The organism is Anabaena cylindrica UHCC 0172 (genome assembly GCF_034931625.1).
Classification (GTDB): Bacteria; Cyanobacteriota; Cyanobacteriia; order Cyanobacteriales; family Nostocaceae; genus Anabaena; species Anabaena cylindrica_A.
Genome location: NZ_JAYGGY010000004.1, coordinates 32,806 through 47,847 on the forward strand (window position 1 = coordinate 32,806; position 15,042 = coordinate 47,847).

Below are 15,042 nucleotides of genomic sequence, written 5' to 3' on the forward strand. Positions count from 1 at the left end.
ATGATGAGAGAATATTACATTAACGATCACAAAAGTTTAAATTCATTCATCATGGCGAAAATTCAGTTTTCTAAAGGTGTTGACGAAGCAGTAGTTCCAGAGGTACGCTTGACGCGATCGCGCAGTGGTGATCAAGGTACAGCAACATTTATTTTTACCAATCCTCAGATTTTGGCACAAGGTAGCAACGAAGAAATCACCGGGATGTACATGATTGATGAAGAAGGGGAAATACTTACCCGCGAGGTTAAGGGTAAATTTATTAACGGTAGGCCAGAAGCTTTAGAAGCAGTTTATCTCATGAAAACCCCTGAAGAATGGGATCGGTTTATGCGGTTTATGGATCGCTATGCCAAGGAAAACGATCTAGGATTGAGCCAATCATAAGTAGTTATTGGTCATTGGTTATTGGCTAAAACTGAAATATCCATGCAACCTCAACCACACGCAGACTCGTTCAAAATGGCGGTAACTTGTGCTGTAGTTACCGTCAGCGATACACGCAATCCGGAAACAGACAAAAGTGGTCAACTGATTCAGCACTTGCTGTTGAAGGCTGATCACTCTGTCGGAGTTTACAAAATTATCAAAGATGAACCAGCGCAGATTCAACAACAGATAGAATTGTTGGGTAAAAATGCCGATTTAGATGCTTTGATATTTAATGGTGGGACAGGAATTGCACCTAGAGACACCACTTATGATGCTATAGAAAAGTTGTTAGAAAAAACTTTACCGGGATTTGGTGAGTTATTTCGCTTTTTAAGCTATCAAGAAATTGGTTCACGAGCGATCGCTTCTCGTGCTGTAGCTGGTGTATATAAAAATACATTAATTTTCTCTCTTCCTGGTTCTAGTAATGCTGTAAGACTAGGAATGGAAAAACTGATTCTACCTGAATTAGTACATTTGGTAAAACAAATGAGAGGAAATATTCAGAATTAAACGTCAAAATTGATTCTTTTTCCGTAAGGATTCAGCATACAGAATATTTGATATGGCAGGGAACAGAAGAGAAAAATATTCTTCTTCCTTCTTCCTTCTTCCTTCTTCTTCTTCCTCCTGACTCCTGACTCCTGACTATACTGCAAACGGGTGAAATTTGGACTTATGTCATACTGAGCGTAACGTAGTGCAGCGTTCGCGTAGCGTGCCGTAGGCTCTAGTATCTCAGAGATTCTTCACTTCGTTCAGAATGACGCTTTTAACCCGTTTTTAGTATACTAACTCCTATTCCTCGCTTCTGCTAAAAGCTCCTCTAATTCCCTAATTCTCAACTGCATCGCTTCTACCTCCGCTTCTGAATAGCGAATTGGTATATGTTGTGGACAGTTCCAATCCCAACCTTCAATTTCAAATATGATTGCTCTTTCCACAGTTGCGTCATAGTCTTTATCCTGCACTTGAGCAAGTGTGACAGGATCATCTTCTACAATACGAGCGCGACCAATAATTTTCAGGCGGCGACGATTTCGATAATCCATCAAAAATAGAAATGCTTTATCATTTTCAGATAGATTTCCCACGGATATATACTGCACATTACCGCGAAAATCAGCAAAGCCTAAAGTTCGCTCATTGAGAATCTTCAAAAATCCAGCTTTACCACCTCGAAACTGAATGTAAGGATAGCCATTAGAACTCACAGTACCCAGATAAAATCCTTCCATTCCCCCAATAAACTCTTCTAAATCAGAAGTAATGGTGTTATTATCTGCACCTTTAGCCACAAAGCGTTCATAGTTTTCACGGGAACCCATTTTTTCTTGCATGGCTTTGACTGCGGGAGTAAAAGCAATAGTGCTAAATTTACGAGGCATAAAATCTAACTCCTTGTATAAGTGGCGTTAAAAATTGTCGTTATGACAAGGCAGGAGGGAAGAGGTTTTGAGGCAACTTTACGTTTCGTTACATACTTCTGTTTTTTGCGCCTTTCTACTTACTTGTGTAATTCTTGCAGATATTGTTCGCAATCCATTAAACTATCTAACTGATACCACAGATCAGCCTGTAAATAATTCTTGAACCATTTCCATCTGATATAATTGTTGTTCTTGTGCAGATATTAACCTCAAAATCAATGAGTGAAAAAATTGCCTGGACCGCTGAAGCCGAAGCGAAACTCAAAGACATTCCCTTTTTTGTCCGTCCTTTTGCCCGCAAAAAGATTGAAACTTACGCTCAAGAACATAGTATATCTACAATCACTCTTGAAATTTATGAACAAGTTAAAAAACAATTCAACAAAAAATATGATTAACCGATGAAAGCCGAAAATTCACCAGATCCCAAGTTAAAATAACTATTTGGTTCTGCATCATGGTGCATACAATTAAGTAAGAAGGATGTGGGAAGTTAAGAGCTTTTCTAGGTTGTGTAGGTTGGGTTGAGGAACAAAACCCAACATTTATACGCATTTGTTGGGTTGCGTTGTCGCTTGACAATCAAGACAGTCGCTACTACTTAATTCTATTTTTTGAGTATCCATATAACTAAATTTATAAAGAGTTCTTCTAGTTTACTAAACATTTTTTACTTGTAAAATTTGTTGTAAGTAGAGAGACACAATTATTTATAAGATAACAGCATAGGTTCAATATCTTCTCAAACCCTTGATTGATAATAGTTTTAGACACGGTTTCTATCTTACATTTAATTACACTTGCCTACTTAAACGATAAGACTGTGGCAACAAAGTTATATAAAAAACCCCCTAATTTAATAGGAGGTTAATATTTTTGTCTTCGTTAATTTGTTAAAAACTTCAAAATTTAATGATTGTTAAGCAGATGGTAGCTAAAATTGCAGCAATAATATAGAAGACTGTGACTACTTGCAGTTCTGACCAGCCAGTTAATTCTAAATGATGGTGTAGAGGAGCCATTTTAAATAACCGCTTGCCTTTACCATCTGGACCCTTGGTGGCTTTGTAATAGGTGACTTGCGCCATTACAGATAGGGTTTCTACAAAGAAGATGCCGCTTAAAATAAACAGGGCGACTAAGCTGTTACTCAGCAGTGCTACAGCAGCTAAAGCCCCTCCTAATGCGAGGGAACCAGTGTCTCCCATGAATACACGGGCTGGGTTGCGGTTATGGGCTAAAAATCCTAAGCAACTACCACTGATTGCTGCACAGAATATCATTAGTTCTGGTGAGGTTGATGCAATGACAGCGCCTAATGCGAAAATAGCGATCGCTACTGTTCCCCCCGCTAACCCATCAATTCCATCAGTTAAATTAGTAGCATTACTTTCAGCAACTAGCACAAAACCAGCCAAAGGCCAAAACATTAATCCTAAAGGTATAGAAAAATTGACCCAAGGTAAAGCGATATTTGTTATACTAAAATCTCTATTCAACATCATCCATAAACAGAAACAAGCCGCAAAAATAATCTGCAAAGCCAGTTTCATTTTCGGAGATATACCTTTATTTGATTTACGGCGCAAAATTTGCCAATCGTCAATCCAGCCAATCAAGCCATAACTGAGTGTTAAGGCTGAAACAGCAACCACATCTTGAGCAAAATTAGACAAGATACAAGCAATTATCACTCCTACAGGTATGAAAAACACACCCCCCATAGTCGGAGTTCCAGCTTTTCTCAGATGTGCTTGAGGTCCATCTTCCCGGATAATTTGTCCTGTTTTTAATGCTTGTAATAAGGGTATAACCCAGTTACCCGCAGCAGCCGCACCTACAGCACACAGCAAAAACGGCATGGTTAATGAGTCTGTATGCCAAGGTAATCTATGTGCCAGCCAATCTAAAATTAAGGCAGCTGTACTCAATGAGAGGGCTAACAGAGAAGCCAACCCAATTCCAGAAACGTTTGAACCTTGGTTAGGAGATATTTTAGCGTCCACAGAAATCTTTCCTTCACTCCACACTTAAAAAAATCAAACCACAAGGACTATCAATGAAACTCAGTCTCCAAGACTTCAAGGCTAATCCTCATCTATGCTGATATTCCCTTCATCATCCTCAATGGTGCTAAATCCGTATTCTCCACCCAAAAAGTCGGATATTTCTTCCTCTTTTCCTCCAAATATTGATTTGTGAAGGTCACACGCCATAAAACGACCGCTGAATTGCCACCAGTCCATCATAGAGGACTCTGGCTTTCGGGAAATTACAGCGGCTCGCTGGTGACGAGCTTCTTCACGTAGGGGAGAATTTAACATATCAACGAAGACACGAAGAGATTTATGTAACTAGACATTAAGAGTCTATCATTTGATACGGGATAATTAAGTTAATGATTCAACTCTTTGATTGATAAATCCGAATTAAACAAAAAAATTTATTTAATACGCCTATGTATCATCAACAGTAGAGCATTCTGAGTTGATTGCACAACAGATTATATACATAGAAAATTAATATTTTGTTAATGCTGAATTTCATCAAAACATTTTGAGGTATAAGGTGATGATAGTCAAATCTGCTCTCTTGGATGCGATCGCTCCTACAAATCGTGGTTTGCTGGCAAATGACACCCAGAAACAGGCTATCTTAGCTGCGATCGCTAGTTTAGAAGACTTTAACCCCACTCCACGCCCTTTAGAAGCTACCCAATTACTAGAAGGCGATTGGCGACTACTTTACACGACCAGCACGGCTTTGTTAAACCTGGATCGCTTCCCCCTATATAAACTTGGCCAGATTTACCAATCTATTCGAGTAAAAACTACCAGTGTTTATAACATAGCTGAAGTTTACGGACTACCTTCTTTAGCCGGATTAGTTAGCGTAGCCGCTAAATTTGAACCAGTCTCAGAACGTCGAGTCCAAGTAAAATTCCAGCGTTCTATTATTGGCTTACAAAAGCTAATTGGTTACAAGTCACCAGCAGATTTTATCCACCAAATTGAATCGGGTCAGAAGTTTACAGCTATTGACTTTCCTATCAAGAGCGATCGCCAACAAGGATGGTTAGACATCACCTACATAGATCAAGATTTGAGAATCGGCAGAGGCAACGAGGGAAGCGTCTTTGTTTTGAGCAAGTCATAAAATATTAATTCGCAAGGAGTGTTGCGAACGACCTTATTCTATTATAGGTACTTTGTCAAGAGGGTAATAGGTGATTGAGTTATTACCCTCTTCCCTGTTCCTTGACAAATAACTTAACAAACACTCTAGCAAAGACCTTCAGGTTGTAGAGTGAAAACAATTAGCCCTAATTTGGCGATTAATTAATTCACAAGGAAGATAATCATGGTTCAACGTGGTTCTAAAGTACGCGTCCTCCGTCCAGAATCCTACTGGTTTCAAGATGTAGGAACCGTAGCTTCTGTAGACCAAAGCGGCATCAAATACTCTGTAATTGTTCGTTTCCCTAACGTCAATTACTCTGGGATCAATACCAATAACTTCGCCGTAGATGAATTAATCGAAGTCGAAGCACCCAAAGCTAAGGCTGCTGCCAAAAAGTAAGCAGTGAAAAGCGATTAGAAATCACGGCTACACAGATAAGACACCCATTGTCTGCCCTCGGAGAAGTCCACCTATATCGGTGAAAACTCCTTACTTTTTCATTAGTCCACCTGCGTGGACTTTGTTTGTGTAGTAGCGATTTCTAATCGCCGTTGTCTTTTCTTCACTTATTCCGCTCAAATGCCTGAATTGCCTGAAGTTGAAACAGTTCGACGGGGTTTAAATCAATTAACCCTTAACCAAGAAATAACGGGGGGAGATGTGTTGCTAGAACGCACGGTCGCCTACCCGTTTTCTGTTCACGAGTTTATAGAAAAAATTCAAGGAAGTGCCATTATATCTTGGCATCGTCGGGGTAAATATCTTTTAGCTGAACTCTCCCCATGTTCATGGCTAGGTGTTCATTTACGAATGACTGGTCAATTATTATGGCAAAACAAACATGAACCCTTACACAAACACACAAGGGTCAGGTTATTTTTTGGGCAACATCAAGAATTACGCTTTGTTGACCAGCGCACCTTTGGGCAGATATGGTATGTTCCTACTGGAGTACCTGTAGAAACCATCATCACAGGTTTGACAAAACTAGCATTAGACCCATTTTCACCAGAGTTCACCGTTGAATATTTAGCAAATAAACTGCAAAAATCTCGCCGTCCTATTAAAACCGCCCTGTTAGATCAGTCTATAGTTGCAGGATTAGGTAATATATATGCTGATGAGGCTTTATTTAAAAGTGGTATTTTACCCACAACCCTCTGTACAGAATTACACAACAAACAAATTGAACCTTTAAGAACAGCAATTATTCAAGTTTTATCTGCCAGTATTGCCGCTGGTGGGACAACTTTCAGTAATTTCCTCAACGTTAAAGGTGTTAATGGTAATTATGGCGGTGAAGCTTGGGTTTACAACCGCACTGGGGAACCTTGTAAAGTTTGTGGTAATTTAATTAGCCGTATTAAATTAGGTGGGCGTTCTAGTCACTTTTGTTCTCAGTGTCAGAAATGAGGGGGATTAAGAAACCTCTCTCTCAATCTCTCTCCTTGTAGGAAAGAGACTTTGATTTTAATTTCCCTACTTCCCTACAAGGGAAGGGGTAGGGGGTTCTTAGGAATTGATTGGTAATTGAGTAATTTTGATATACGGTCATTACAAGGCTTTTACGTTAAGTTGACACCAATGTTGCGTGGCGAGTGCTGCTAAACCCATGCATTTTTATTGTCACTACATCTTATTCAAAGAGTGTAAAATTAATATTTCTGTCTTTAAATCAACTTGAATGACTCGATTTATACATGATCAATTTGCAAAACAATATCTAACGGAACTATTAACACCTTACGGTCAAGTAGAAACTAGCAAAGATATCACAGCAGAAGTAAGACAAATTGACGTTTTATTTATTCCTTCACCTCAACCTACACAAAGTCTAGAAATACTCGGACTACTATTTCCCATATTATACAATTAGTACATGACCTAATTGCTGTTTTATCGGCTCGTCAACGTCAAGAACAAGATATTGATAAAGATGTTATGAAACTATCAGAAATGTATCAACAACAATTGGAAGAACTAAAAAAACAAGGACTCCAAGAAGGACTCCAGGAAGGACGACAAGAAGGTGTAGAAAGAGAACGACGCGCTATGATTGAAAGTATCATGCAAGTACGGTTTGGGGAAGTTGATTCAGATTTAGCAACAATCATCGACTTTTTGATAGCCATGACCAGGGAAGAATTTACTCCTTTGCTTCTACAATCATCTCGTGAGGAATTATTAGCTAAATTTGCTCAATAATTGATGAGAAAATTGGCAAATCAGCAATTTCCAAAAGAATTTGAAAAATTAATCAAAGTCCAGAATATAGAGTATGGGGAGGGTTGACAAAAGGTTTTAAATTTGTTATCATGAACTTGATAAGGAAGAACTATCTAACGATAAATAATATAAAATCTCCTCAACCCCTTACCTGAGAGTAGGAGGTTATCTTATTTGAGCAAAGAAATTATGCCTTTAGGTCTGGGAGCAAGATAAAATTTTGAGTAAAAGCGTTTATTTTGGAACGAGGGGAACTCATGGCTGTTAAAAAAGGCAATATGGTTCGCGCTATCCGCGAAAAGTTAGAAAATAGTATAGAAGCTAAAGCTAGTGATTCTCGCTTCCCTGCTTATTTGTTTGATAGCCAAGGGGAAATTGTCGATATCAAGGGTGATTACGCTTTGGTTAAGTTTGGAAAAGTAGCAACACCCAATATTTGGTTAAAGTTGGAACAGTTGGAAGAGTTTGCATAAGATTTTCAGAATGGCGCTGAATTTATACGCTTGAACTCTTACTTGTGGTGGGTAATACCCACCTTATCCAATACTACTTGGTTAAGAGGAAATAACTCTTACCAATCACCTATTAATCTGGAATTCATCAAACTTAATAACTTCAGCATTAGGTTTTCTGGTATCAAAGCGATAGCTGCTAATAGCACCTGTTCCGGTGTCGAAAATGCTGAAAACAGTAATATCATTACTAGCAATATAAGATATCGTTTTGCCATCTTCTCCTAATAATGGTGCAATGCTTGGTAAGACTGGTTCTAAACCATTAGGATCTCCAATTTCAGTATAATCTTCTTGATAGCCTGTTGGTACTTCTCGCTTTCTTTCACCCCAAGCAGCACCGTAAGAATTACCAACATTAGAAGTTTCTAAAAAGTGCATTCCACTGGAACTGACAAAGCGATTCCATAAATGGGAATGTCCATAAAATACTAACTGCACATTAGCATTTTCTAATAAAGGGATAACATCACGAATAATATAATCTGCATTTTTGGGATATTCATAACGAATTTCTTGAATATTTCCTTTGTTATCCCGTTCAATTACAGCTACTGGATTAGTATAAGCCGGAACAATATTATCTCCCAAAGTATGAGGTGGATGATGAAACATGACAATTTTATATTTAGCTTGTTCAAATTCAGAACTTTTTAATTCCTGTTGTAGCCAATTATATTGTTGACTCCCCTCAGAAATTGGTTCATAAATTAACTGTCCATAGCCCCAGTTTTCAGGATGATTAAAATCTTTTTCTGTTTCCCTATATCTACCTTTATTTTTTGAATCTAATTGAGGATGTCGCCACATATTTGTGATATATAAAACTACCAAACGAACATCACCAAAGGTAACAGCATAATAGGTTTTTCCTCCTTCTTGAGTTTCTGGTAAGGTAAAAATTTCTTCGTAAGTTTCAGTATTAAAATAATGATCTTTCAAAGATGTTTCACCATACAACTTTTGAGCAAATTCACGAGGAATCGTATCATTAAATTCATCATTTAAACTTTCTGTTCTAGCAAATCTCCCCATAACTTCATGATTACCAATGCAAGTAAACATAGGTGCATTTTGAATAATTTTTCCACCTGTGTAAGTTACTTTTACACCGTTGTGTTCCATTTGATAATTAGCACGACCTTGTAAACCTGGAAATAAAGCATTTCCGCGATTATCATCAAACCATTCTGAAGCGCGGTCTGGAACGTTGACTAAATCTCCTGCAAACCATACACCATCTAAACTTCCCACAGTTTCTACTACTTTTTGCAGATTTGCGGCAGTCATGGGTTTAAGCTGGTGGTCAGAGGTGAGGAGAATTTTTAATGGTGTACCAGATTTTGGAGAGGGTGCAAGGGTAAAAATTTCGCTATTAACGCTTGTGCCATCTTCTCGTATACTGTTAACGTGATAGGGAATTCGCACATTTGGAATTAACCCTGTAACTTCTGCTTCGTGTCGCCAAATTTCCCGTTTTACTGGTTGTTGATAAATTTGCCCATTCTCAGTTTGATTTGCTACTCTTGATTGTTGATCTTCTCTAGTACGGCTGAGTTTGGTGGTTTTTGCAATTGAACTTTTATCCAGTTTTTCACCGTAAATAACTAAGTGTTTATCACCTGCAAATTCGGTAAACCAAACTACTCTCACTGAAGTTGCGGTTGGTAGTTGCAAAAATGGGTCTGTCAACAGTTGCGGTGGTGATATCATGATTGTTTTCCCCAGGTTATGCACGCTTACCACCGTAAAACATAATAGCAATATAAGTACAGTTGTTAGGAAAATTTTGTAGCGGCTGTAGCCTAAGTGATTATTTACAGCAGTTTTCATATATTTAGATCACAAGCTGAATTAATATCTTTACTTTACGCGAAACAAAAATATGGATTTCAAAAAATCACAACTGCAAATTTTCATCATATATGGTTTGTTGGGTGCGATCGCACTCCTTACCCTTTTTCCCCTACTCTGGCTAATTAGTACAGCCTTGAAATCGCCTACAGAAAATATCTTACAGTCACCACCGCAGTTATGGCCAAGTCAACCTACATTAGATAATTTCGCTCGTGTTTGGGAATCTCTACCTTTTGGGCAATATTTATATAACAGTATTCTCGTATCTTTACTGACTGTGGGATTAAATCTGCTATTTTGCGCTTTAGCTGCTTATCCCTTAGCAAGATTATCATTTGTGGGAAAAAATGGGATTTTTATTGCCATTATTTCTACAATCATGATTCCCTTCCAAATTGTCATGATTCCTTTATATATTTTGACTGTTCAATTAGGCTTAACAAATAGTTATTTAGGCATGATTTTTCCCAGTTTGGCTTCTGCTTTTGGGATTTTTTTACTCAGACAAGCTTTTATGAGTGTACCGAAAGAAATAGAAGAAGCTGCCCGTATGGATGGCAGTTCTGAATTAGGATTGTGGTGGTTCGTGATGTTGCCAGCTATTCGTCCAGCACTCATCACTCTAGCTATTTTTGTGTTTATCGGTGCTTGGAGTGACTTTTTGTGGCCTTTAATTGTTATCCAAGATGAAAGTTTATATACTTTACCCTTGGGAGTTGCCAAATTAGCAGGTACGTTTTCTCTAGATTGGCGATTGGTAGCTGCTGGTTCAGTAATTTCTATTGCCCCAGTGTTGCTGTTATTTTTATTTTTACAAAGGTTTATTGTCCCCACAGATACGGGTAGTGGTGTCAAGGGATAAGTGAGTTCTGAGTTCTCTCCCTATTTCCTATTTAATTTAATAAGCACCTTTTCTATGTAATACTACCCAGATTGTTTTAAAAATTAACATCAAATCATAGGATATAGACCATTTACGCTGATAGTCCATATCCATGTGGACAATAGTTTCAAAGTCATTAATATTAGAACGTCCATGAGTCTGCCATTCTCCAGTTATACCTGGTTTGACTCGTAATCTTTCCCAATGATGTGGTGCATATTTAACGACTTCATCAGGGGTGGGTGGACGAGTACCAACTATACTCATGTCTCCCATTAAGACGTTCCAAAATTGGGGTAGTTCATCTAAACTAGTGCGTCGCAAAAACTTACCCAAAGGAGTAATACGAGGATCATCAGTAGATTTAAAAATGTGACCTTTGGCTTGGTTTTTGACTATAGACTTCAGTTTATCTGCATCAACCACCATAGAACGGAACTTCCATATCCGAAAAGTGCGTCCGTTTAGACCACAACGGATTTGAGAATATAATATGGGTCCTGGATCAGTAATTAAGGTAGTAATTGCTATAGGTACTGCAACCAATGATGTAATTATTAAACCAACAATTGCTCCGAGAATGTCAATGAATCTTTTTGTCGAACTAGTAGTTGACGGGTGGTGGGACTGAGATGATAAGTCAACCACATTCAGATAATTCAGAACACCTAAATTAGCCACAGTATAATTTATTGTTTTAGTTGTAATAGTAGACAGGTGCATAATTAATGTTGTTTTCTTACATTTTCAGTTTTGTCAACTAAAAGTAAGTTTTATTAAATACAAGTAAGACTATAAGTAATTTATTGGTCAAGAGGAAAGCAAAAACAGAGAAATTCATACAATCTTTTAATTCGCTGGGGGATTTTAAATTTTTGATGTTTTTTGTGTAAATAAGTTAAACCCTCAATGTAAAAAATAGATACCAGTAGTACTCGATTAAGAGCCTGGAAACTGTGAGTTTGTTTGGAAAAAGGTTAAAGGGTAAAGGTTAAAGGTTTTTCTTCCCCTCCTTAAGCGAGCAGTATCGAAATAGAAGCCCACTCTTGAGCAGACGGTGTTTCTACTCTGAAGTGGGCATGATTTTAATGAAGATTCAGTTAATATTTCCGTAAATCTTACTAGAGCTACTCTTATCTATTCCTTTTGGAGGAAGTTTTTCTGCAATATTAATGAGCAGGATTTCTGGATACAGAAAAATTAACTGTATGTGGTTCATCTAGTGATTGCAGAGTACTGGCTTTGATAGCATCTAGATAGCGACGCAGAAACAGAAGTTGTTGAGAATTAGGACGATAAGAGAGATTACCTTGTTTTTCAAAAAGTGGTGCGGATGCGATCGCTTGATAATCAGGATTTTCCTGGGAGCTTTTTGTCAACCACAGAGAGTTTAATGTGGGACTAACATCTGATACCTCTTCCTTCTGACTATAAGGAATGACACCCGCAGGTAGTTCACCTTCTAAAAAAGCCAGTAGCCGCTGTTGACAAATACGAGTATTAATACCGCGACTCTCAAATAATTGCAGAACTTCACCAAAAGATAGAGAACGCATGGCTGAGGCCTCCGGCACGTTATCAGGTAAAAGTTTCAGCAATTCAGCAAACAAGAAATAATCTGTATACTGTTGCCTGGGTATTTCTAAAACCTGGGGATGCAGAGGTAACGTAGCCAAACCATAGGCAACTCGACTACAATTAGGAGCGCCATTTTCCCCCAGATATAAATCTTGAGTAATTTTAGCGTTGGGAAGTTTTTGTCTTAACCAACGGTTGACTGTACCAATAGAAGCGACTCCACCAGAGAGAATTGCTTGGTTAATAGCTTCTGTGGGGATACCACGAGCTACTAATAATTTATTAAGTTCACGGTTGAGACGACGTACATAAGGTACAAAAACTTGGCTTTCTAAATCTCGTCGCTGCAATACCCAACATTGGTCGGCTAATTCTAGGGTAAAAGATTCTTGGTGCTGCAAAATCAGCTTCAGACTCAAGGCAGTATCTAATAAAGCTTGTCCTAACAAAGAACTTTCTAACCTTTGCTGGAAGCGGATACGGGCAGAAATATCTGGTTCCCCAACTCGCGGTAAGTCTAACCCTTCCCAACTCAAACTAGACCACTGTATCTGGTCTAAACCAGGAATTTCTCGCAGAGAGGGATGACCAGTAGATGTATTGCTATCAGCTTGTATTTCCCCACGGGGTTGGCGTGATTTTGGTGGTAGCAATAATTGACAGATGATATCCTGCTCAATGGCTTTACCCGCATAGGCAAAACTGTGGAGCATGAAATCTCTGTATGTTAATTGGCTCAAGTCTGTTGGTAAATCGACTAATGCCATTTCTGTGGCAGTTGCGCCAATATTCAGTGCTAGGGTGTTACCCTGCATAGGGTGTTCGCTAGTTTTTAAAAGTCGCAAACCCTGATTTTCATTTAATTGGACTGATTTTAAATTATTAGCAGGATCGAGTTCTGGGAGTAAACTAGCGATCGCTTCTTCAACAAAAAATATTTGTTGGGGATGGGAAACGAGTTTACTTGTGAGTATGGCTTCTCGCACATTAAAGCGATATTGTTCTGACCAACTAGATGGACAAGTACAGATAATACCCGTAACTTTATTAATGATGTGAGCAAAAGTTTCTGCATCTATACCCACAGCATGAGCAATTAAAGCTGGAGTAGTACTGCCTTGAGCCGACTTGAGAGTTAATAGTAGTTTAGAGAGCGATCGCACTACCCAAATCAAAGGCCCCGCAGAAAATTCATTTAACTGTAACACTGGTTCCCATTTTTGTTGCGTATTTTTATAGGGAATAGCCACGTGTAAATAAGGCTTTAAATGGGCTGAATAAAGATGCTGTTGTGATTCTAGCGTAGATCGAGAGCCAATAGAATTTTTAGCCACATGATCAGATATTTGCGTCTGTGCTACCCCCTCAGTTTCCGTACTTTCAGCTTCTGAGTGAGGAACACTCGCCGTAGGTAAATAAACTTCAGCCGGTAAACGAAATGATTGCTCAAAAGCAGTTTCACCTAATTGGGTTTCTGCTGACCAATAAATTGGATAAACAACCAACCTGGAATGATTTAACAACGCCGCAGAAATTCCCGTTGTCCCCAAATCAATACCTAAATACCAAACCGCTTCTCGGTCATTGATATTCACCTGAGAATCATCACTCAAAATGTCACTGACAAACAAAGCATCTTCGGGTTCCGAAATAGTACCTTCCTTTTTTTTTTCAGTATTCTGGCTCAAATCTAATTCAGCTTGGGGAATATCTAGATCAGAAACTGCAACTATTGGTATATTCTCTGTTGGTTCGCTGCCAGGAAATTCCGCCATTGGCCAACCTGTATTTAGCAGGTACTGACTATCATCTAACGAAGTTTGCAAACTTTCTGAAAACGAATTTTGCAAACTTTCTGAATTTGTTGTCTGTTCCGAATCAGAATTCAACTGCCAATTAAAATTAGCTAAATCTTGATCCAATTGCTGCAACTGCGTTTCATCCAGAACAATATCTGGCACACCTTCCGTTTCCGTATTTTCTAAATACAGTAAATTTTCCTGTGGTGAAGCAGAAATGTAAGTAGCTACTAAATCTTGATCCTCCACAGTAATCGGAGTCTCTCCTACTGTCATTTCTTGAGCATCAAGAGATGGAACTTGTTCTTCATTGCTGGCATCAACCAATAAGTCAGTCAAAACTGTGATTGTATCACTACTATCTGGCTGAGATTCAAGTGCTGTAGAAACGCTGGCAAATTCTGCTTGTGGCTGCGTTTCCTCTGCTAACAATGATTCTCCCCATAACTCAGATAGTTGCTCTGTTGTTTCTCTGACAATACCAGAACTCTCTGATAACAGATTTAAATCTTGTTGCTCAACAGGATCTGACAACAGCAAGAAATCATCCTCTTGTTGCTCCCGAATGATCGGTGATAGGGATATGCTATCGGCACTCTGAGATTTTAATGAAGAATCAATTTCTGAAGTAGATACCTCACCTGTTGTTACCATAGGCAAAATAATGGCATCTGTTGGTTTGGGAGCATCTTCACCACCAAACAAACTTGCATAAAGTTGATCTACATCATCAGCATCCTCTGTTTGTAATTCATCGGGGATATTCAAAGTCTCAGTTACTGAAGCTAGTGACTCATCTGCCGTCAGTTCTGACAGCACTCTATCCAGATTTTCCACAGCGGGAGATTCTTCTGTCTCAGTCGCAATATCCTGAATTAATTCTTCTTCAACAGCATCCTCTGTTTGTAATTCATCGGGGATATTCAAAGTCTCAGTTACTGAAGCTAGTGACTCATCTGCCGTCAGTTCTGACAGCACTCTATCCAGATTTTCCACAGCGGGAGATTCTTCTGTCTCAGTCGCAATATCCTGAATTAATTCTTCTTCAACAGCATCCTCTGTTTGTAATTCATCGGGGATATTCAAAGTCTCAGTTACTGAAGCTAGTGACTCATCTGCCGTCAGTTCTGACAGCACTCTATCCA

The 15,042-nt window shown here is 38.7% G+C and carries 16 protein-coding genes; 10 read left to right on the plus strand and 6 right to left on the minus strand.

Features of this window, described 5'->3' with window-relative positions; translation table 11 throughout:
* Positions 1-51: 51 nt before the first annotated feature.
* Both psb28 and VB713_RS02080 read left to right on the plus strand, forming a co-directional pair.
* Positions 52-387: a photosystem II reaction center protein Psb28 gene (gene psb28, locus VB713_RS02075; protein ID WP_323309927.1), complete on the plus strand. Its 336-nt coding sequence runs from the start codon at positions 52-54 to the stop codon at positions 385-387.
* Positions 388-429: 42 nt separating this feature from the next.
* Positions 430-945 carry a MogA/MoaB family molybdenum cofactor biosynthesis protein gene (locus VB713_RS02080; protein ID WP_323309928.1) on the plus strand — a complete coding sequence of 172 codons (516 nt, stop codon included), beginning with the start codon at positions 430-432 and terminating at the stop codon, positions 943-945.
* A gap of 278 nt (positions 946-1,223) precedes the next feature.
* Here VB713_RS02080 and VB713_RS02085 read toward each other — a convergent pair whose 3' ends face one another.
* Positions 1,224-1,820, minus strand: a complete 597-nt coding sequence (locus VB713_RS02085; RefSeq protein WP_323309929.1) for a pyridoxamine 5'-phosphate oxidase family protein — start codon at positions 1,818-1,820, stop codon at positions 1,224-1,226.
* Positions 1,821-2,080: 260 nt separating this feature from the next.
* Between VB713_RS02085 and VB713_RS02090 the strand changes: the two genes are divergently transcribed.
* Positions 2,081-2,260, plus strand: a complete 180-nt coding sequence (locus tag VB713_RS02090) for a PCP reductase family protein (RefSeq protein WP_323309930.1) — start codon at positions 2,081-2,083, stop codon at positions 2,258-2,260.
* A gap of 504 nt (positions 2,261-2,764) precedes the next feature.
* Here VB713_RS02090 and mraY read toward each other — a convergent pair.
* Both mraY and VB713_RS02100 read right to left on the minus strand, forming a co-directional pair.
* Positions 2,765-3,868: a phospho-N-acetylmuramoyl-pentapeptide-transferase gene (mraY, locus tag VB713_RS02095; protein ID WP_323309931.1), complete on the minus strand. Its 1,104-nt coding sequence runs from the start codon at positions 3,866-3,868 to the stop codon at positions 2,765-2,767.
* Between the two features lie 81 nt (positions 3,869-3,949).
* A complete protein-coding gene (locus VB713_RS02100) occupies positions 3,950-4,186 on the minus strand; it encodes a DUF3134 family protein (RefSeq protein WP_323309932.1) in 237 nt (78 codons plus the stop codon).
* Between the two features lie 247 nt (positions 4,187-4,433).
* On the opposite strand from VB713_RS02100, the gene VB713_RS02105 reads away from it, so the two are divergent.
* The 6 genes from VB713_RS02105 (at position 4,434) to VB713_RS02125 (ending at position 7,741) form a co-directional block, all read left to right on the plus strand.
* Positions 4,434-5,018: a PAP/fibrillin family protein gene (locus VB713_RS02105; RefSeq protein WP_323309933.1), complete on the plus strand. Its 585-nt coding sequence runs from the start codon at positions 4,434-4,436 to the stop codon at positions 5,016-5,018.
* Between the two features lie 204 nt (positions 5,019-5,222).
* Complete coding sequence (locus tag VB713_RS02110; RefSeq protein ID WP_323309934.1) at positions 5,223-5,441, plus strand: photosystem I reaction center subunit IV; 219 nt, start codon at positions 5,223-5,225, stop codon at positions 5,439-5,441.
* Positions 5,442-5,621: 180 nt separating this feature from the next.
* Positions 5,622-6,455, plus strand: coding sequence for a DNA-formamidopyrimidine glycosylase (locus VB713_RS02115; protein WP_323309935.1), 834 nt, complete (start codon positions 5,622-5,624; stop codon positions 6,453-6,455).
* A gap of 271 nt (positions 6,456-6,726) precedes the next feature.
* Complete coding sequence (locus tag VB713_RS28200) at positions 6,727-6,918, plus strand: hypothetical protein (RefSeq protein WP_416242402.1); 192 nt, start codon at positions 6,727-6,729, stop codon at positions 6,916-6,918.
* A 65-nt stretch (positions 6,919-6,983) separates the two neighbouring features.
* Positions 6,984-7,247, plus strand: coding sequence for a hypothetical protein (locus VB713_RS28205; protein ID WP_416242403.1), 264 nt, complete (start codon positions 6,984-6,986; stop codon positions 7,245-7,247).
* Between the two features lie 278 nt (positions 7,248-7,525).
* Positions 7,526-7,741, plus strand: a complete 216-nt coding sequence (locus tag VB713_RS02125) for an NAD(P)H-quinone oxidoreductase subunit O (protein WP_323309936.1) — start codon at positions 7,526-7,528, stop codon at positions 7,739-7,741.
* Positions 7,742-7,846: 105 nt separating this feature from the next.
* On the opposite strand, the gene VB713_RS02130 is transcribed toward VB713_RS02125, so the two are convergent.
* Positions 7,847-9,493 (minus strand): metallophosphoesterase family protein, encoded by a 1,647-nt coding sequence (locus tag VB713_RS02130; RefSeq protein WP_323309937.1) that lies wholly within the window; start codon positions 9,491-9,493, stop codon positions 7,847-7,849.
* Positions 9,494-9,665: 172 nt separating this feature from the next.
* On the opposite strand from VB713_RS02130, the gene VB713_RS02135 reads away from it, so the two are divergent.
* Positions 9,666-10,499: a carbohydrate ABC transporter permease gene (locus tag VB713_RS02135; RefSeq protein ID WP_323309938.1), complete on the plus strand. Its 834-nt coding sequence runs from the start codon at positions 9,666-9,668 to the stop codon at positions 10,497-10,499.
* 36 nt (positions 10,500-10,535) lie between these two features.
* Here VB713_RS02135 and VB713_RS02140 read toward each other — a convergent pair whose 3' ends face one another.
* Both VB713_RS02140 and VB713_RS02145 read right to left on the minus strand, forming a co-directional pair.
* A complete protein-coding gene (locus VB713_RS02140) occupies positions 10,536-11,243 on the minus strand; it encodes a sugar transferase (protein ID WP_323309939.1) in 708 nt (235 codons plus the stop codon).
* Positions 11,244-11,689: 446 nt separating this feature from the next.
* Positions 11,690-15,042, minus strand: a 3,353-nt coding sequence (locus VB713_RS02145) for a hypothetical protein (RefSeq protein WP_323309940.1), incomplete at its 5' end; no start/stop codon positions are given.